This is a genomic window from Streptomyces sp. NPDC059255 (assembly GCF_042752355.1).
In the GTDB taxonomy this organism is placed as follows: Bacteria; Actinomycetota; Actinomycetes; order Streptomycetales; family Streptomycetaceae; genus Streptomyces.
This window is the reverse complement of record NZ_JBHYZP010000004.1, coordinates 78,416-94,579: the sequence shown is the minus strand read 5'-3', so window position 1 is coordinate 94,579 and position 16,164 is coordinate 78,416. Positions and strand designations below refer to the sequence as shown.

The following is a 16,164-nucleotide window of genomic DNA, read 5'->3' as shown; positions in this document are numbered from 1 at the left end:
CCCCGTGATGTCCAGGTGTCCCGGTGGCGGAAGGGAGCGGTTCCTCAGGCGGCGTGGTCGGCGGCGGCCAGCAGCGTGGCGTACTGGATTCCGGCGAGTACCGCGATCGGGATCGGGGTGCCGATCACGGGTTCCGCCTCGTCCTCCCAGAGAGCGCGGGCCCGCTCCAGTTCCTGGTGGCAGCGGCGGACGACGGGGGTGGCGGTGCCCGCCGTCAGTTCGGCGCGGAGGGCCCTGAGCAGCATCCCGCCGAAGCGGAGACGGAAGCTGTGCACGGAGTGCCGGCAGGCGTACCGCTCGGCCGCGGTGGCGGGCCGTTCCTCCAGGGTGTCGGCGCGGGTGCTCTCCAGGGCGCCTAGTTTCGTCAACGACGGTACGAAGTCTTTCACGGCCCGGAGGAAGGGCGTGGGAATCGTCAACTCCGGTCCGGCGGTCTCCAGTACGCGGCCCAGCAGCTCGCCGGTGGCGCGCAATCCGTCCGCGCGCTCCCGTACGACCTCGGCGTAGCTCTCGTCCACGGGGGTGTTGTCGTCCGCGTCGGGGTGGGACCAGTGCGGGACCTCGGCGGCGAAGTAGAAGGTGCCGTACGGCTCGGTGTACGCGGCGCTGGAGGCGCCCGAGATCTCCGCGGCCGGATCGGCGCCGAGCCCTTCGAGGTAGTCGTAGGCGTCGCGCATGTCGATGACGCCGTACACGGAGGGCGCGTACCGGGGAGTGTGCGGGGCCTCGGGTTCGCCGGTGGCGAGCGGGATCCCGGCGGCTGCGGGGACGGCCTCCAGCAGGCCGTACAGCTCGGGCGCGGGACGGTTGACGTAGTAGTAGACGCCGCCCGCCTCACAGTTGTGCAGGGTGGTGAGGAAGCGGGGCTCGGTGGCGTCCAGCAGCCGCATCAGGGCGAGGGTTTCGGGCAGGACGCGGTCGAAGTAGGCGTCGCGGTAGGCGAACGGGAAGGTCCACTCGACCTGCTCGTCGCCCGCCGGGCGGTAGAAGTGGCGCCCGTACCGCCGATGGTCGGCCGGGGCGGCGAACCAGCCCTCGTTCAGCCGGGCTCCGTCCGGGTCGATACAGGGCACGATGTGCCACGCGCCGCCGAAGTGCGCGCGCAGCGCGGCGTCCTCGCAGAGGGTGGTCGCGAGGTGGAGCGCGGTCACCGCGCCGACGGGCTCGTTGGGATGCACGCCGCCGACGACCACGAACTGCGGTACGGGTCCGGTGGCGTCGTCCTCCGTACGCTCCGTGCCGGGCGTCACCGTGAAGCAGGGCAGCGGCTCGCCCAGCCGGGAGGTGCCGATCCGGCGCTCCGTGAGCAGGCCGGGGTGGCGTGCCGCCAGCGCCCGGAAGGACGCCAGGAGTTCGTCCACGCCCGGGTAGGTGTCCGTCGCGGGGACGGTCGCCGCGCGCCGGATCCACTCCTCGGCGGAGCCGCCGGCTGCCGCGGACGGCGTGGAGGGGGTGGGCGGCGTGGACGGCTGTGAGGTCGCGGTGGCCATGTGGGTGCCGTTCTCCAGGGGTGAGCGGGCGGGATAACGTGACGACACAAAGTCACGAAAGTTTAGCCTGAGATGAATTTTGACGGGGAGGCTCGATGCCGGGCGACACCCCCGGCCGCCTGGACGGCTGGGACCGCGAGGCGTTCGTCGAGGAGATGGGGCTGCTCTGGGAGGCGGCCGGGAGCGGCCGGATGGACGGCCGGATCCTCGGGTATCTGCTGATCACGGACATCCCCTACGTGTCGTCGGGGAAGCTGGCCGAGGCCCTGAAGGTCAGCGCCGGCTCCGTCTCCCTGGCGACGCGCCGGCTGGTCGAGGCGGGCTTCCTCAAGCGGCACGCCGTGCCAGGAGAGCGCAGCCGCTACTTCCGCGTGGACGACGACGTGTGGGGCAGCTTCCTCGCGGGCGAGCGGCGCTATCTGGACCGGCAGCACCAACTCGCCGAGCAGGCGCTGGAGCTGCTGGGCCCGGAGGAGGAGGCGCCCCGGCGGCGGCTGCGGAACATGCGCGACTACATGAGCTGGGTGCGCGGCGGCCACCAGGATCTGCTGGCCCGCTGGCGGGAGTACCAGCGGCGGTCGGACGCGGACGAGGCCGGCGCCGCGCCCGCCGAGGAGTGGCCCGAGGAGGCGCCCGAGCAGCGGCGTCCGTCGACGAGGCTGAGCCCGGTGCTGGCGCGGCAGCTCGTACCGGACGCGCTCTGGGCGTACGCCGAACCGCTGTTGACGGCGCCCGGGGGTGTGGCGTCCACGGCGGAGCAGGGCGAGCGCACCGTTCTCACCGCCGTCGTCTACGTTCTGACCTCGGGCTGCGGCTGGCAGCAGCTCCCCGCGCAGTTCGGCACCTCGTCCGCGACCGCGCACCGCCGCTTCACCGCGTGGAGCGACGCGGACCTCTGGCGGCGCTGGCTCACCGTCGTGACCGGGGCACCCACCGGGGCGCTCGACGCGTCGGCCGCCGCCTGGTGCGCGGAGATCGTCCGGGCTGCGGGCGGGCGCCGGCAGACGAAGACCGTTTCCCGATGAGCGGAAACGGTTGAACGCCCGGCCGCCTCCGTGCGTATCCAGGGGGAAGGTGTCGTCCACATTCGACGGCTGTTGCGCGACGGCACGGAGGAAAGGTGGGGTCACGCATGCAGGTGCTGCTCGTCGAGGACGATGTCTCGATCGCCGAACCACTGGTGGACGGGTTGGCGCGGTACGGATTTACGGTGCACTGGGTCTGCACCGGCGACGCGGCTCTGGACGCCCCGCGCGGTGACATGGTCCTGCTCGATCTGGGGCTGCCCGACATGGACGGCATCGACGTGTGCCGTGAACTGCGGCAGGACTCCGATGTGCCGATCATCATGCTCACGGCCCGGGGCACGGAGGCGGACCGGGTGGTCGGGCTCGAACTCGGCGCGGACGACTACCTGGCGAAACCGTTCAGCCTGCGCGAACTGGTGGCCCGGATCAGGGCGGTGACCCGGCGCTCCCGGATGGCGGCGGCGCCCGCGCGCCACGCGGTCCCCGCCGCGATCCCCACCGCCGTCTCCGCCGGTCACGCCCTTCCGGCCGGTCACGGGGTTCGCGCCGGTCACACGGTTCGGGCCCGTCACGCCGCCCCTGCCGGTCACGCGGTGCCGGCCGGTGTCTCCGCCTCCGGCGGCGCCGGTGGAGGCGCCGCCGCGCGGCCCGCGCTCGTCACGGCGATGCCCGAGACGCCCGGCATGCGCGGGGCGTCCGGCGCCGCGCCGCAGATCGTCGGCGACCTCCGGATCGACCGGCGGACCCGCCAGGTCCATGTGGCGGGCCGGCCCGTCAACCTCGCGCCCAAGGAGTTCGACGTGCTCGCCCTCCTCGCCGAGGACCCCGGCGCCGTGTGCTCACGGCAGCAGATCCTCGGGACCGTGTGGGACCCGAACTTCTACGGCCCGACCAAGACCCTGGACGTGCACATCGCGGCGCTGCGCCGCAAGCTCGGGGACGCCCGCCGCATCGAGACCCTCCGCTGCGTGGGGTTCCGGCTGGTGGTCGCGCCCGGGTACGAGACCCGGGCGGACAAGGTGTCCTGAGGGCGGCTCAGCCCTTCGACGACGCGTCGGCGCCACGGCTCGCGGCGCCACGGCTCGCGGCAGTGCGGCTCGCGGAGGTGCGGCATTCCTCCAGCATGTGGAGCAACCCCCGCACCTCGGCGAGTTCGGCCGGGTCGAGATCGGCCAGGACCGTCTCCTCGCCCGCCGTCGCGGCGCGGGCGACCTCCCGGCCGCGGGGCCCGTGGACGGCCGTACCGCCGCCGCAGGGGCGGTACGGCGGGCCGCCCACCGGATTGCCGAACACCGCGTACACCGTGTTCTCCAGCGCGCGGGCGGCGAGGTAGACGGCCGCCCGGTACTCGTTGCCGGCCGCGAACGCGCTGGGGCAGAGATAGACATGGGCCCCGGCCAGGGCGGCGGCGCGCCCGTGCTCGGGGAAGGACATGTCGTAACAGACGCCGAGCCCCAGCCGCCAGCCGTCGACGGTGACGGCCGCGCCGCGTTCCCCGGCGGAGAAGAGGGCGCGTTCGTCGGCGTGCCAGAGGTGCTGCTTGTCGTAGGCGACGGCAGGAGCGCCGGAAGGGCCGCACGCCACCACCGAGTTGGTCAGCGCGCCGTCCGCGCCGCGCACCGCCGCGCCGGTCAGTACGGTCACCGAGTGGGCGGCGGCGGCCTCGGCGAGCGGGTCGAGGCGGGGGTCGGCGACCGTACGGCCGGGGTCCGCGCGTACCGCGTACCGGTCGGGCGCGGCGGTGAGCGCGGGCAGGTCGTACCCGCAGAGGTGCAGCTCGGGCAGGACGACCACCCGGGCACCCTGGTCGGCGGCGCGCACCGTCAGGGCGGCGGCGCGGCGCGCGTTGGCGGCCACGTCGCCGGAGACGGCCTCGGTCTGCGCCACCGCCACCCGGAGCGGTGCGGCGGGCAGGGGCAGGGGCGGCAGCACGGGCGGCAGGGGGGTGCTCATACGGGGGCTCCGGATGATGTCGGCACCCCGGTGATGTCGGCGTATCCGGCCTTGGCGCCGTCACGTTCGACCAGCACGCGGCAGCCCCGCAGCCGCTCCGCCGGCAGCCGGTGCGAGACCGGCACCGGCAGGTCGACGAGGAAGTCGCCGTACGCGGCCGGGGGATGCTCGCCGAGCGGTACGGTCCCGCCGTCGGCGGTCAGCAGGGTCACCCGCCACCGGGCCTCCCCGGCGGAGCGGCCGGTCGCCGCCGGTCCGGTGGCGACCGGCCCGGTGGCGGCGATGCGCAGCAGCCCGTCGGGCAGCAACTGCGCGGTGGTGACGACGGCGGTACGCCGTACGGGATCGCCGAGCGTGTGCATCGCTCCGTGCTTGACCAGCGGCCGGGGCGTCCCGCCAGCCCCGCCAGCCCCGCCCGGCCCGGCCGGGGCGCGCGGCGCGCTCGTGGGCAGGTGCGCGGCCACGACCTCGCCCGCGTACAGCGTGTGCACGGGAAAGCGGACCGTCTGGCGGAGCACGCACTCGACCGCGACCACACCGCCGGTGACCCACGGTGTGCCGGTCGCGGCCGGCTCGCCGAACGTGATCAGCTCGCTGCCGGTCTTGTCGATGTCGGCCAGGGAGAAACTCCCGGCGAAGTCGGCCAGTTCCGCCTGGTCCTCGGCGCAGAGCGTCAGCGAGAACTCGCCGGCGGCGGCGATCAGCGCCCCGGTGGCCGAACGGGGGCCGAGCACGACGGCCGCGTACAGGGGAGCCTTGTTGACGAAGTAGGACCACTCCGCCGACATCACGTTCGTGGCCGAGCCGTGCCGTACGGAGACCAGGCCCACGGTGCTGGTCAGTTTCTTCCACAACTGGTCGGGAATGGCGGGAATGGCAGGCGTCATGGGATTGCGGGAGTCCTCACGTCGGTCCATCGGTACATCGATATGTCGGTCCATCGGTCCATCGATCCATCGGTCCGTTGCGTGCCGATGGTCATGACGACGGGCGGGTGCCGGTGGCGAGCCGGAAGCCGACCGGGTAGAGCGGGCTGGGGAACGCGCCGTGCCGGCGCCGGGTCCGCGCGAGATCGCCGAAGCGCGAGAAACTGCCTCCCCGGGCGACCCGGTACGCCGCCGGAGCCTCTTCCGTAACGGTGGACCCGTCCGTACCGGTGAGGTCGTCCGCGACGAACGAACCGCCCCGGTAGGGCCGGTAGTCGTCCGCGACGAACTCCTCGACGTTCCCGCCCATGTCGGACACGCCGAACGGCGACCGGCCCGCCGGGAAGGCGCCGACCGGGGTCGTGGTGTGGACACCGGCCTCCCGGGTGTTGGCGGCGTCCGGGTCGAACGTGTCGCCCCAGGGGAACTCAAGCCCCTGCGGCCCCTTCGCCGCGTACTCCCACTCGGCCTCGCCGGGCAGCCGCCAGGGATGACCCGTGCGCTCCGACAGCCAGGCCGCGTACGCGTCGGCGTCCTCGGGGCGTACACCGGCGACGGGGTGGTTGGCCCGGTCGTACGGATAGGCGCCCAGGTACCAGGTGGTCGGCCGGGCGGGACGGCGCGTGTCCGCCAGGAAGTGCCGGTACTCCGCGTTGGTGACGGGATAGGCGCAGATCCAGTAGTCGGCCACGACGACCTGCTCCACGGGCGTCTCCTTCTCGATCCACGCCCTCTCGACGCCCACGTGCGCCCATCTGTCCACCACCGCCCGGACGGCCCGTGGCGGCAGCCCGACGTGTACGGTGCCGCCCGGCACGGCGCGGGTGGCGGGCGTCCCGCCCGTACGGACCCGGGGGTCGCCGAGAAGCGCGAGCAGCCCGCCGGCGGCGAGGCGCACCGCGAGCGGCTCGGCCGGATCCTCGACGGCGGCGGCCAGTCCGGCGGGGGCGAGGGCGCGCAGCCGGTCGACGGCGTCCGGGCCGGGGCGCAGCAGGCGCGGGTCGGCGAGGGCGGCGTGGTGGGCGAAGTGCGGCGAGGCAGAAGTGCGAGGCGTGGCGGTGTCCGGTGGAGTCATGCCCGTACCCCGCCCTGCGCCGTGCCGTGCCGTACCTCGTCCGCGCACGAGCCGTCCCCGGCACCCGATCCCGCACCGTCGTCGGCGCCGAACGCCAGCGTGTGGCCTGCGGTGCGCGCCTTCGCCGTGAGGTAGGCCGCGTTGTCGTCGGTGAGGTGCAGGCCGGTCGGCACCGCGGCGGTGACGTCGATGCCGTGGTTCCGCAACTGCCGCACCTTGTCGGGATTGTTGGTGAGCAGCCGGATCCGGCGCAGGCCGAGTGCCCGCAGCATCCCGGCGGCCACCCCGTAGTCGCGCTCGTCGGCGCCACGGCCGAGGAGCCGGTTGGCCTGGTAGGTGTCGGTGCGCGCGTTCTGGAGCAGATAGGCGTCCAGCTTGTTGTAGAGACCGATCCCGCGCCCCTCCTGACGGAGGTAGAGCACGGCACCGCCGTGGTCGGCGAGCAGGCCCAGCGCCTCGTCGAGCTGGGGGCCGCAGTCGCAGCGCGTGGAGCCGAGGACGTCTCCGGTGAGGCATTCGCTGTGCAGCCGTACCAGCGGGACGCTCCCGTCCCGTGGCGGTACGAAACAGGCCAGGTGCTCCCCGGCGTCCGGCAGACCCTGGAAGGTGACGAGTTCGGCGCGCAGGCCGCGGACCCGGCCGAGGGTGACCGGGACGCGCGCCCGTACCCGGGTGCCGCTTCCCGTACTCAACTCGCCACCTGCCCGTACTCCAGGGCGTCGACGTGCTCGTCGACGTGCTCGTCGCCGGCGGCCCGGTCGGCCGCCCCGGCCCGCTCGATCACCTCGTCGACCTGCCACGACCGCAGCTCACGTACCGGAGCGTCCCGCCGCTCCCGTCCCACCAGCAGCAGCCGCCCGTCCCAGCCCGCGACCACCATCCGGTCCGCATCCCACGGGGTCATGCAGGAGAGGCCCTGCCGGAACGTGCTGACGAGGCGGCCCGAGGCGAGCGTGCCGACGCTGTCCCGCCAGTCGACCTCCCAGGCGTAGAGGCCGAAGTCGTACGAACCGGCGAGGACGACCGGCGCGTCGGGATCGCCGAGCAGGCCGACGCACTTGACGGACTCGTCGGGTCCGAGCAGGGTCTGTACGTTCGCGACCCGCCGGCCGCCCGTGCCCGGCGGCGCCAGAAGGCCGACCTTCACCGTGTGGTCCCGGGACGCGGACGCGACCACCCGGTCGCCCAGCCCGGCCACCGCGTTGACCAGGTTCCCGTGCTGCCAGAGCGTGGCCCGGTCGTCCAGGGGCCCGGCCACGACCGTACGGTCCGTGGCCGCCGACAGGAAACCGCCGGCGAACGCGGACAGCGACTTCACCGACCCCGCGTGCGGCGCGCCCCGCTCCACCTCGGCGAGGGTCTCCGGGTCGAGGGCGATCAGTTCGCCGTTGTACGTACCGGCGACGAGCCGGTCCCCGACGAGGGCGAGCGAGGGCACGGGCGCGCCGAGCGGCGCGCTGACGGTCGGCTCACCGCCGTCGGGGCGTACGGAACGGCGTACGACCTGGCCCCCGTACGTACCGGCGTAGAAGATGCCGTCCCGGCCCGCGGCGAGCGACAGGACCGGGCTGTCCGACACGGGCAGCAGCCGGGCGCCGGAGGGAGCGCCCACGCCCACGCCCACGTCCGCGTCCGCGTCCATGTCCGCGTCCGCGTCCGCGTCCAGGACGAGGACGCTTCCCGAGTCGCACCCGGCGAGGAGCCGCCTTCCGGGGATCCGGTCGGCGAGGCGCCCGTCGCTGAGGACCGCGAGCGCGTTGACGCCGTGGCCGGGCCGCCGCGGGGCGGAGAGTTCGGCCCCGGTCGCGAAGTCCAACAGGTGGGGAGCGTTCCAGAAGCTGCCTGCGGCGATGAGCCCGTGGGCCGCGGCCACCGAGCGCGGCCACAGGCGCGCGTCGTGCGTCCGGCGGATCGGTTCGCCGCTGATGTCGATGTGGTGCAGGGAGCCGTCGTACGCGCCCACGACGATCGAGTTGTCGTCGTCCGCCCAGGCGACGGAGCGCGCCGCGGAGGTGGAGACGTTGATCGTGCGCAGACAGTCCAGCTCCGGCGTCAGCAGGTTGACGACCCCGTCGTCGCGGGCGACGGCCAGCAGCTTCCCGGAGTGCGACCAGGCGCACCCCTCGACGGACGACGCGTAGTGCCGCATCTCCGCGGTGGCCGGGCGGCCGGGGTCGCCGACGGCGACCATGCCGTCCTCGCCGACGGTGGCCACCAGCCCCTCGCAGCTCACCGAGACCATCATGCAGTGGGCCGCGTGTGCGCCGATCTCGGCGAGGAGGGCACCGGTCGGCGTGTCCCACATGGTCGCGCGGCCGTCCTCCGACACGCAGATGAGGCGCCGGCCGTCCGGCATCCAGGCCACCGAGTTGATGTCGTCGGTGTGCCGGGCGAGGACGGTGACGAGGCGGTGCTGCCCGTGCTCGGGGATCCGCCACACCCCGACGGTCTTGTCGGCGGACGCCGTCGCCAGCAGGGTGGGCGCGGTCGGACTCCACGCGGCGGCGTTGACGAGGCGGCGGTGGCGCAGCCGCGTCAGCGGGACGGGGCTCGCCGGCTCGCTGGTGTCCCAGACCAGCACGGTTCCGTCGTACGAGCAGCTCGCGAGGCGCTTGCCGTCCGGCCGGAAGGCGACATGGGTGATCGGGGCGGCGTGGCCCAGCGGGTCGGGCTTCAGATCGATCGTGCGCATGGGGCTTCCCTCTCCGGGCGGTCGGTCGCTGGGGGCGTCGGGCGAATGGTCGTCAAAGGGGCCGTCGAGGCGGCGGCCGAAGGAGCCGGCAAAGCGGTCGCCAGGAGGGCCGCCAAAGGAGCCGGCAAAGCGGTCCTCAAGAGGACCGTCACCGGTCGTGGATCCGCAGGTCGATGGCGGCGGGCCGGCGCGGTAGCCAGTGGTCCCGCACCTTGACGAGCCGGACCTTCTTCGGGCGGCGCTCGATCCGGTAGAGCGACAGCAGCCCCGTACGGCAGCCGACGAGGAGGTACGGGGTGCCGTCGGCGCCGTGCAGCAGCGAGAGCGCCTTGGGGTAGTCGGGCAGGTCCTCGAAGAGGCCGAGGAAGCTCCCGGTGGTGTAGTCGTAGGCGGCGAGCTGCATGCCGTACGAACTGGCGATCACCAGACCGTCGCCGATGACGGCGTTCTCGACGGTGTTGGAGAGCAGCTTCAGCCAGCGGGCCACCACGCCCTCGCCGACGACGAGTTCCTTCACCCCGCCGTCGCCGGTGAGGTAGGCCCGGCCGCTCTGGATCCAGAGGCGCTTGGGGTACTCGCCCTGGTCGAACCGCCACCGTACGGACGCGTCCGCCCGGTCGAGTACGACGATCACACCGTTCCTGGTGACCAGGAGGCGGTCGCCGTCCGGCAGGTAGACCGCCGCCCAGACCGGCAGTCCGTCGACGGTGAAGGTGTCCAGCCGCCGTCCGTCCGCGGTGTCCAGCTCGACGGCGCCCGTGTTGGTGGCGACGAGGGCCCGCGCGCCGTCCGGGCTGACCGCGACCGTGTGGGGGAGGGCGGGCAGCTCCACGCTCCACCGGAGCACCGGGTCCGGCCCGCCGTGGTCGGTCCGGTCGGTCCGGTCGGTACGGAAGGCACGGTGGTCGCGGGTGATACCGACCCAGCCGGACCTCCCCGCGGACCGTACGGGGGCCACCCGGCGGGTGAACCCGAAGCCGGTGGTGTGCTCCGCCACCACGTGGGTCATCGGCCCCGCCACCGAGTCCTGTACGCGGACGACGGTGACGCCCGTGTCGGTGGCGCAGTACAGGGTGCCGGGGTCCTCCGGCGACGGCTGGATGTCCCACACGGCCTGCCGGGGGAAGCCCATGGCCCGTACGAAGGTGCCGTCGGCGTCGAGCTGGACGATCTCGCCGTCCTGGCACAGCACGTACACCTGGCCGTCGGGGTCGACGGTCAGATCGGAGAGCTGGTGCGAGAACCCGGTCACGGTACGGGTGATGCGCAGGGCGCGGTCCGTGTTGTCGAAGATGTGGAGTTCGCCGTCGAAGCCGCCCGCATAGGCCCGCAGATGGTCGGGGGAGAAGGTGACGAACTCGACGTCGTCGCGGGCGAAGAGGCACTCGTCCTCCTTCTCGCCCGACGCGCCGACGACCACGACCCCGTTGGCGATGTCCGCGTTCTCGCCCGCGCCGAAGTCCTGGGTGGCCCAGAACCGGTCGTGGCGGGCGTCGTAGCGGACCCGGTGGATGTTGCCGTCGTCCAGCTTCACCCGGTCGGGGAAGTCGGCGTCCCCATCGAACGAACCGAACCGGAGGTTGCCCTTCTTGTCGGAGACGGCGTGCAGAGTGGGATGGTCGGTGCAGGCCCACTCCATGGGGCTGGTGCCGCAGATGTTGGGGCGGATCTCCAGCACCTCGAACGTGTGCAGATCCACCACGAGCATCTGCCGGTGGTAGCCGCTGCTGACGAAGACCTTGCCCTTCCAGATGCCGATGCCCCGCGAACTGACGGGAGACGGGCGCTCGTTGGGGAGGAGCAGGGCCGGGTCGCAGACGGTCGCGGGGTCGAGCCGGTCCACGAGCTCCAGCGTGTCGAGCGACCACCGGAACAGCGCGCCCATCCGGTCCTTGCCGATGACCCAGCCGTCGGCGACGGCCAGTCCGTAGAGCGGCCTGCCCTGGGGGACGAAGGGGGACGACCTGACGACCCGCAACCGCGCGTCGAGCAGATGGACCCGCCCGTGGGTGTCGGAGGCGAGAAGGCCCGTGCCGTCCACGTGCACGATCCTGACGATGCGGTCTGTCGGCTTCACGATGACGTTTCCCTGTGTCGGGGGCTGGTGCCGCGACCGGCAATGTCTGCCCGACGGGGCAAAGCTTGCCGGGAGGGGCACTACGGTGCGACGGACCCGGCCGGCGGACGGTGGGGACTGTGCCGCCGGCCGGGGTATGTGCGCCGCTTTCCTGCCCTTGCCTTTCCTGCCTGCCCTTTCCTGTTGTCCGGCCTACTTGTTGGGCTCTACGCCCTCGCGGCCTCCGTCGTCGTCATCGTCGTCGTCATCGCTGTCGTCGCCGTCCGTGCACGAGTCGTCATCGTCGAAGGTGCTGCCACCGACGATGGCGGGATCGGCGGCGGTCTCCTCGACGACGCGGGTCAGGGCGTCCACCTGGGCCCCGCGTGTCCCCGTCCCGTTGACGAAGACGACCTTCCAGACGGCGCGCCCGTCCTCCTCCTCCAGCCCGACCCCGGTGACGCGCCCGCCTCCCACTACCCGCAGCACAAGGTCCGCGGCCTGGGCGGCGTTCGTCACCTGGGGAGCCGCGGCCTGCCCGGCGGCCTCTCCCTGCGCCCCGCCCGACCGCAGCGTCCGGCTCTCACCGGCCTGCCCGCTCTGCGCGGCACTTCCGGGACCACCGGACCCGGCGACCTCCTCGCCCGCGACGGCCAGCCCCGTACCACCGATCGCCAGACCACCGAGGGCGACCACAGCAACTAAGGATTTCCGCATGATGCCTGTACCTCCTGCGTATCGGGTGCTCCCGACCGGTATAGGAGGCGCCGGAACCCCTTGACCAGGGCATTGTCCGAGTCTTGTCCGCCTGCTGTCGGATTCCTGCCCGGGCCTTCACCTTGGGCGGTGCCGGCTCAGTCCGCGCGCAGGCGCTGCCCGAGCGTGCGCACCACCGCCGCGGCCAGGACGGCCTGGCCGCGACTGTTCGGGACGAGGCCGTCGGCGCTCCACACCTCTTCGCCCGCCGCCGGATGCCGGTCGGACAGGTCCACGTGCAGGGACCCGTGCCGCAGGGCCAGGGTCGCGCAGGCCTCCGACTGGGCGCGCTGACGGGTCCGCAGCACCTTCTCGCCGAGCAGCCGCGCGCCGGGCGACCGGGTCAGGTCGAAGGGGGTCACCAGCATGACGTCGTAACCGTGTTCGCGCAGCGGAGCGACGACGCGGACCACCTCGGTCCGGAGCGCGTCCGGGTCGAACGCCGGACGGAGCACGTCATGGCCGGCCAGGTGGACCACCGCCAGATCGCCGCCGAACGCGAGCGCACGCGGCAACTGCCGGGAGCGGACCGCGGCGGCGCTCTGCTCCCGGGCGCCGAGCAGGCTGAGGCAGGCGAGCGAGGGGTGCACCACGCGCAGGGCGTCCGCGACGCGGTCGTACCAGGGTGTGCGGTCGTAGCCGGGGACCCGCTCCACGCGCCGGGGCGCCCTGCCGTCGCCGAGCACCACGATCCGGCGCCGGCGCAGACCGCCCAGCAGCCGGGCGGCCTCACCGTCGCTCAGACAACCGGGGTCGTTCGCCTCGCTGTCGGCGGCCGCGGGCGGTTCGGACACGAGCTCTCTCCTGTCTACAACTCCACAACTCCACAGCTCTACAGCTCTACAGCCCTACAGCGGGATGCGTGGCGATCTCAGGCCCGTCTCAGCGAAATGTCAGGCCGGACCGGCAGAATCATCAGCACGGCGGGACGGTCCGAGACCCCCTCCCACCGTGAGGAGAGGTACCCGAAGCGGCCCAACGGGGTTCCGAGGCGACTCGGACCGGGCGAAAGCCCTCGCAGGTTCGAATCCTGCCCTCTCCGCACCACGCGGTGGTCAGGCGTTCTTCCGCCACACCAGGACCGCCGCCACCGCCAGCAGCGCGAACGCCGCGATGTCGATACGGGCCACGCGCATCGTCGCGTCGTTGAGCCCCGGCGTGGAGTAGGCGAGCAGCAGGAACGTCCCCATGCTGACCGCGCCGGCCGAGAGGGCGGGCACCCGGAGCGATGTGAGGAACGCCGCGCAGAGCAGGCCCATTCCGACGAGCCCCAGCAGCACCGCGCGGTGCCTCAGCAGCACCGTCAGATCAGCGGAGTCGGGGCCGGCGACGGACACCCCGTACGCCGTCGTGATCTGCGACGGGGCGAGCGCGACGAAGCCCGGCAGCAGGTTGATCGCACCGACGACGACGAAGAGCGCGGTGGTGAGTCGGGCGGTCCACATGTCTTGTTCCGTTCATGGCGATGAGAGGTGGGGAGGTGTGGAAGGGGAGAGCGCGGACAGTGCTTCACCGCGTACGGCGGGCCGCCCGGTCCAGGCCGCTCAGATGGGCCCGCAGGAGCCCCCTGGCCGGGCGCGCGGTGAGCGGGGCCCAAGGGGCCCGGTCGCGGTGCCAGGGGTGGGCGGCCGGGCTCCGGGCCGCCGTACGGTCGGCCACGAGGGACTCCGCGACGTGCGCGCCGTGGGCCACCGACATGGCCAGGCCGTGGCCGCAGCAGCCGCCGATGTACCAGAGATCCGGGTGGCCCCCCACGTGCCCGACCACCGGAAGGTCGTCCAGCGTCATGCCGATCTGCCCCGACCAGCGGTGACGGACCGGTACCTCGGCCAGGCCGGGATGCAGCAGCCGCAGCCGCTCCTCCAGCAGTCGCCATGTGGCGGTGCGCAGCGCGGCGGCCCGGCCGGGGCTCAGCCCGGGCAGGTGGAGGGCCCGGCCGCCGCCCACCACCAGGCGTCCGTCGTCCGTGAGGCGGAAGTACGGGGCCAGGGGCACGCTGTCGACGACGGCGGTCCCGGTGGCGCCGCCCAGCGCCGCGCGGATCTCGGCGCCGAGCGGGCCGGTGGCGACGGCGTGCACCTGGAGGGGCAGGACCGTGCCGACGGGCAGTCCGAGCTCCCCCGCCGCCGCGTTGACGGCCAGGACTGCCTTACGGGCCCGGAGCGTGCCGCTGGGGAAGAGCAGCTCGGTGGAGGCATGGGCGCCGCGGCCGGGGCGCAGGCCGCGCAGCGGGCTGCCGTCGTGGAAGCGGACGCCCTTCGCGGCACAGGCGGCGGCCAGCGCACCGCTGAGCGCGGCGGGGTCGAGGGTGGCGGCCGAGCGGTGGAGCAGGCCCGCGTGGTACGGCACGTCGACGCGTTCGCGGATGGCGGCGGCGGACAGCACCGGCACGTCCAGGCCGAGCGCCCGGTAGGTCTCCGCCTGCCGGGCGAGGGAGGCGAGGCCGGCCGCGCCGCGGGTCGCCACGATCTGCTCCCCGGTGCGCAGCCCGCACGGCGCGCCCAACTCCTCGGTGAGCGCGATCACCCGCTCCACGGCGGTGACGGAGGCCAGATACATGCGTCGCGCCCTGGACGGACCGAAGCGGCGGGCCGCCCGGTCGACGGCCGGCCCGATCCGGGGCCCGAGGAGCCCGGTGCCCCGGCCGCTGGCGCCGGCCGCCGGATGCCGGGCGTCCACGACGACGACGTCCAGCGAGGGATCGCGCTCGACCAGGTGGTACGCGGTGGACAGGCCGGCCAGACCGGCGCCGACCACCGCGACGTCGGCGGTGAGCCCGCCGGCGATCCGCGCGGCGGACGCGATGGGCGCGGCGGGCGCGGTGCCGGTCGCGCCGCGGCGGGTGGTTCCGTGCTGGGCGGACGCCCAGCACGGCTCCCCGTCCGCCGGGAAATCCGGGGCCGTCATCGCGCCGCCCCTTCCGCCAGGGCGTGGAATCCGCGGTCGTGCCAGATCAGGGGGCGCCCGGTGGCCAGGTGCAGGGCGGCGACCCGCCCGACGACCAGGCAGTGGTCGCCGTACGCGCGCACCTCCTCCGTCACACAGATCGACCAGGCGAAGGTGTCCGCGAGCACGGGGACGCCGAGCACGTCCTCGTACGATTCGGCGGCGAAGCGCTCGGCGGGGGTGGCGGTGGAGAACAGCCGTGCCCGGCCGCGCTGTTCCTCGGTCAGCAGATGCACCGCGAAGGCGGAACCCGGCTCGATCGCGGCGAGCGTGCGCGAGGAGTGGGAGAGGCAGACGAGCAGCAGCGGCGGGTCGGCCGAGAGCGAGGTGACGGTCGAGACGGTCGTCCCCACCGGCCCGTCGTCCGAGGGCGCCGTGACCACGGCGGTACCGGAGGCGAGGCGGGCGTAGAAGTCCAGGCAGAGAGCGGCGCCGGGAACGGACATCCGGTCCGCTTCCGGCCCGCCGGGGCGCGCGTCGGCTATGACGTGCGGCATGTTGGGGCTCCTTCTGTCCGGGCTGGGGTTCTCTGTGCGGTGGGCCGGCGCGATCTGCCGTGCCGGGCCGGCACGATCAGCGATGCCGCAGCGGCGCAGCGGCGGTGCCGCGGGCCGACGCGATCGGCGGTGCCGCGGACCGCCGTATCAGCGGTCCCGGGCCGGCGGAGTCAGCGGTGCCGCGGGCCGGCACGATCAGCGGTGCCGGGCCGGCAAACGACCGGCGGTCCCGCGACCCGCGCGTCAGCGCCCCGATTCCAGGGCGTCGCGCAGCGCGACAAGGGTGGTGCGCATGGTCGCCCGGTTGCGGGCCCTGCGCCGCCCGACGCCGGTCACCAGCGGCGTGACGGCGGTGAGCGCCATGCCGAGCGGGCCGGCCCGGTGGTCCCGCCACTCCTCCCGCACCTCGCACCCCTCGGGCAGCGGCGAGAAACGGTACGTCCAGCCCGCCACCCGGATGCCGAGGAAGCTCACGTGGAACGAGAAGACGCGGCCGGGTTCGGCCTCGACCACCCGGCACAGGGTGGGCCACGGCAGCCAGCGGGCACGGTTGCGGCCGACGAACCGCATGCCCCTCCTGGCAGGGCCGCCCCGGCCGATGATCCACGCGCCACGGCACTCGGGGCTCCACTCGCCCATCCGCGCCACATCGCTGACGGCCGCGTAGGCGGCCTCCGGCGGTACGCGGATGACGATGCTCTCGGACATGTGTGAGGGGGTGTCGGGTTCCCCCTGCGCAGGGGCG

At 73.8% G+C, this 16,164-nt stretch carries 15 protein-coding genes and 1 tRNA gene; 3 read left to right on the top strand and 13 right to left on the bottom strand.

What is annotated here, in order from left to right:
- Positions 1-44 precede the first annotated feature (44 nt).
- The gene (locus ACFXKG_RS07675; protein WP_384833951.1) at positions 45-1,490 is read right to left on the bottom strand and encodes a M14 family zinc carboxypeptidase; all 1,446 of its coding nucleotides are present in this window, start codon (positions 1,488-1,490) and stop codon (positions 45-47) included.
- A 95-nt stretch (positions 1,491-1,585) separates the two neighbouring features.
- Here ACFXKG_RS07675 and ACFXKG_RS07670 point away from each other — a divergent pair, with 95 nt between their 5' ends.
- Both ACFXKG_RS07670 and ACFXKG_RS07665 read left to right on the top strand, forming a co-directional pair.
- A complete protein-coding gene (locus ACFXKG_RS07670) occupies positions 1,586-2,515 on the top strand; it encodes a transposase (RefSeq protein ID WP_384833948.1) in 930 nt (309 codons plus the stop codon).
- A gap of 107 nt (positions 2,516-2,622) precedes the next feature.
- Positions 2,623-3,546 carry a response regulator transcription factor gene (locus tag ACFXKG_RS07665; protein WP_384834503.1) on the top strand — a complete coding sequence of 308 codons (924 nt, stop codon included), beginning with the start codon at positions 2,623-2,625 and terminating at the stop codon, positions 3,544-3,546.
- Between the two features lie 7 nt (positions 3,547-3,553).
- Here the strand turns inward: ACFXKG_RS07665 and ACFXKG_RS07660 are convergent, their stop codons facing one another.
- The 8 genes from ACFXKG_RS07660 to ACFXKG_RS07625 form a co-directional block, all read right to left on the bottom strand.
- A complete protein-coding gene (locus ACFXKG_RS07660; protein WP_384833945.1) occupies positions 3,554-4,471 on the bottom strand; it encodes a carbon-nitrogen hydrolase family protein in 918 nt (305 codons plus the stop codon).
- Positions 4,468-5,358: a flavin reductase family protein gene (locus ACFXKG_RS07655; protein WP_384833942.1), complete on the bottom strand. Its 891-nt coding sequence runs from the start codon at positions 5,356-5,358 to the stop codon at positions 4,468-4,470. The genes ACFXKG_RS07660 and ACFXKG_RS07655 overlap by 4 nt, the downstream gene beginning before the upstream one ends.
- Before the next feature lie 91 nt (positions 5,359-5,449).
- Positions 5,450-6,472 (bottom strand): formylglycine-generating enzyme family protein, encoded by a 1,023-nt coding sequence (locus tag ACFXKG_RS07650; RefSeq protein ID WP_384833940.1) that lies wholly within the window; start codon positions 6,470-6,472, stop codon positions 5,450-5,452.
- A complete protein-coding gene (gene ribA, locus ACFXKG_RS07645; protein ID WP_384833937.1) occupies positions 6,469-7,164 on the bottom strand; it encodes a GTP cyclohydrolase II RibA in 696 nt (231 codons plus the stop codon). The genes ACFXKG_RS07650 and ribA overlap by 4 nt, the downstream gene beginning before the upstream one ends.
- Positions 7,161-9,164, bottom strand: coding sequence for a WD40 repeat domain-containing protein (locus ACFXKG_RS07640; protein ID WP_384833934.1), 2,004 nt, complete (start codon positions 9,162-9,164; stop codon positions 7,161-7,163). The genes ribA and ACFXKG_RS07640 overlap by 4 nt, the downstream gene beginning before the upstream one ends.
- Positions 9,165-9,312: 148 nt before the next feature.
- Entirely contained in the window at positions 9,313-11,241 is a 1,929-nt protein-coding gene (locus ACFXKG_RS07635; protein WP_384833931.1) for a WD40 repeat domain-containing protein, read from the bottom strand.
- Positions 11,242-11,433: 192 nt separating this feature from the next.
- Positions 11,434-11,937: a hypothetical protein gene (locus tag ACFXKG_RS07630; RefSeq protein WP_384833928.1), complete on the bottom strand. Its 504-nt coding sequence runs from the start codon at positions 11,935-11,937 to the stop codon at positions 11,434-11,436.
- 137 nt (positions 11,938-12,074) lie between these two features.
- The gene (locus ACFXKG_RS07625; protein ID WP_384833925.1) at positions 12,075-12,770 is read right to left on the bottom strand and encodes a GDSL-type esterase/lipase family protein; all 696 of its coding nucleotides are present in this window, start codon (positions 12,768-12,770) and stop codon (positions 12,075-12,077) included.
- 161 nt (positions 12,771-12,931) lie between these two features.
- Here ACFXKG_RS07625 and ACFXKG_RS07620 point away from each other — a divergent pair.
- A tRNA-Arg gene (locus ACFXKG_RS07620) sits at positions 12,932-13,018 on the top strand.
- Positions 13,019-13,031: 13 nt separating this feature from the next.
- On the opposite strand, the gene ACFXKG_RS07615 is transcribed toward ACFXKG_RS07620, so the two are convergent.
- The 4 genes from ACFXKG_RS07615 to ACFXKG_RS07600 all read right to left on the bottom strand — a co-directional run bounded on the left by ACFXKG_RS07615 (position 13,032) and on the right by ACFXKG_RS07600 (position 16,127).
- The gene (locus tag ACFXKG_RS07615) at positions 13,032-13,421 is read right to left on the bottom strand and encodes a hypothetical protein (RefSeq protein WP_384833922.1); all 390 of its coding nucleotides are present in this window, start codon (positions 13,419-13,421) and stop codon (positions 13,032-13,034) included.
- A gap of 64 nt (positions 13,422-13,485) precedes the next feature.
- On the bottom strand, positions 13,486-14,883 hold the full coding sequence (locus tag ACFXKG_RS07610; protein ID WP_384833919.1) for an NAD(P)/FAD-dependent oxidoreductase: 1,398 nt from the start codon (positions 14,881-14,883) through the stop codon (positions 13,486-13,488).
- Entirely contained in the window at positions 14,880-15,419 is a 540-nt protein-coding gene (locus tag ACFXKG_RS07605) for a flavin reductase family protein (RefSeq protein WP_384833916.1), read from the bottom strand. Before ACFXKG_RS07605 ends, ACFXKG_RS07610 begins: the two co-directional genes overlap by 4 nt.
- Positions 15,420-15,662: 243 nt before the next feature.
- Positions 15,663-16,127, bottom strand: coding sequence for an SRPBCC family protein (locus ACFXKG_RS07600; RefSeq protein WP_384833913.1), 465 nt, complete (start codon positions 16,125-16,127; stop codon positions 15,663-15,665).
- Between the last annotated feature and the right edge of the window lie 37 nt (positions 16,128-16,164).

Excerpts from the sequence above, each read along its gene's own strand:
- ACFXKG_RS07660 (WP_384833945.1), bottom strand. The coding sequence starts at position 4,471 with ATGAGCACCCCCCTGCCGCCCGTGCTGCCGCCCCTGCCCCTGCCCGCC.
- ACFXKG_RS07630 (WP_384833928.1), bottom strand. The coding sequence starts at position 11,937 with ATGCGGAAATCCTTAGTTGCTGTGGTCGCCCTCGGTGGTCTGGCGATC.
- ACFXKG_RS07675 (WP_384833951.1), bottom strand. The coding sequence starts at position 1,490 with ATGGCCACCGCGACCTCACAGCCGTCCACGCCGCCCACCCCCTCCACG.
- ACFXKG_RS07615 (WP_384833922.1), bottom strand. The coding sequence starts at position 13,421 with ATGTGGACCGCCCGACTCACCACCGCGCTCTTCGTCGTCGTCGGTGCG.
- ACFXKG_RS07610 (WP_384833919.1), bottom strand. The coding sequence starts at position 14,883 with ATGACGGCCCCGGATTTCCCGGCGGACGGGGAGCCGTGCTGGGCGTCC.
- ACFXKG_RS07655 (WP_384833942.1), bottom strand. The coding sequence starts at position 5,358 with ATGACGCCTGCCATTCCCGCCATTCCCGACCAGTTGTGGAAGAAACTG.
- ACFXKG_RS07605 (WP_384833916.1), bottom strand. The coding sequence starts at position 15,419 with ATGCCGCACGTCATAGCCGACGCGCGCCCCGGCGGGCCGGAAGCGGAC.
- ACFXKG_RS07640 (WP_384833934.1), bottom strand. The coding sequence starts at position 9,164 with ATGCGCACGATCGATCTGAAGCCCGACCCGCTGGGCCACGCCGCCCCG.
- ACFXKG_RS07650 (WP_384833940.1), bottom strand. The coding sequence starts at position 6,472 with ATGACTCCACCGGACACCGCCACGCCTCGCACTTCTGCCTCGCCGCAC.
- ACFXKG_RS07600 (WP_384833913.1), bottom strand. The coding sequence starts at position 16,127 with ATGTCCGAGAGCATCGTCATCCGCGTACCGCCGGAGGCCGCCTACGCG.
- ACFXKG_RS07665 (WP_384834503.1), top strand. The coding sequence starts at position 2,623 with ATGCAGGTGCTGCTCGTCGAGGACGATGTCTCGATCGCCGAACCACTG.
- ACFXKG_RS07670 (WP_384833948.1), top strand. The coding sequence starts at position 1,586 with ATGCCGGGCGACACCCCCGGCCGCCTGGACGGCTGGGACCGCGAGGCG.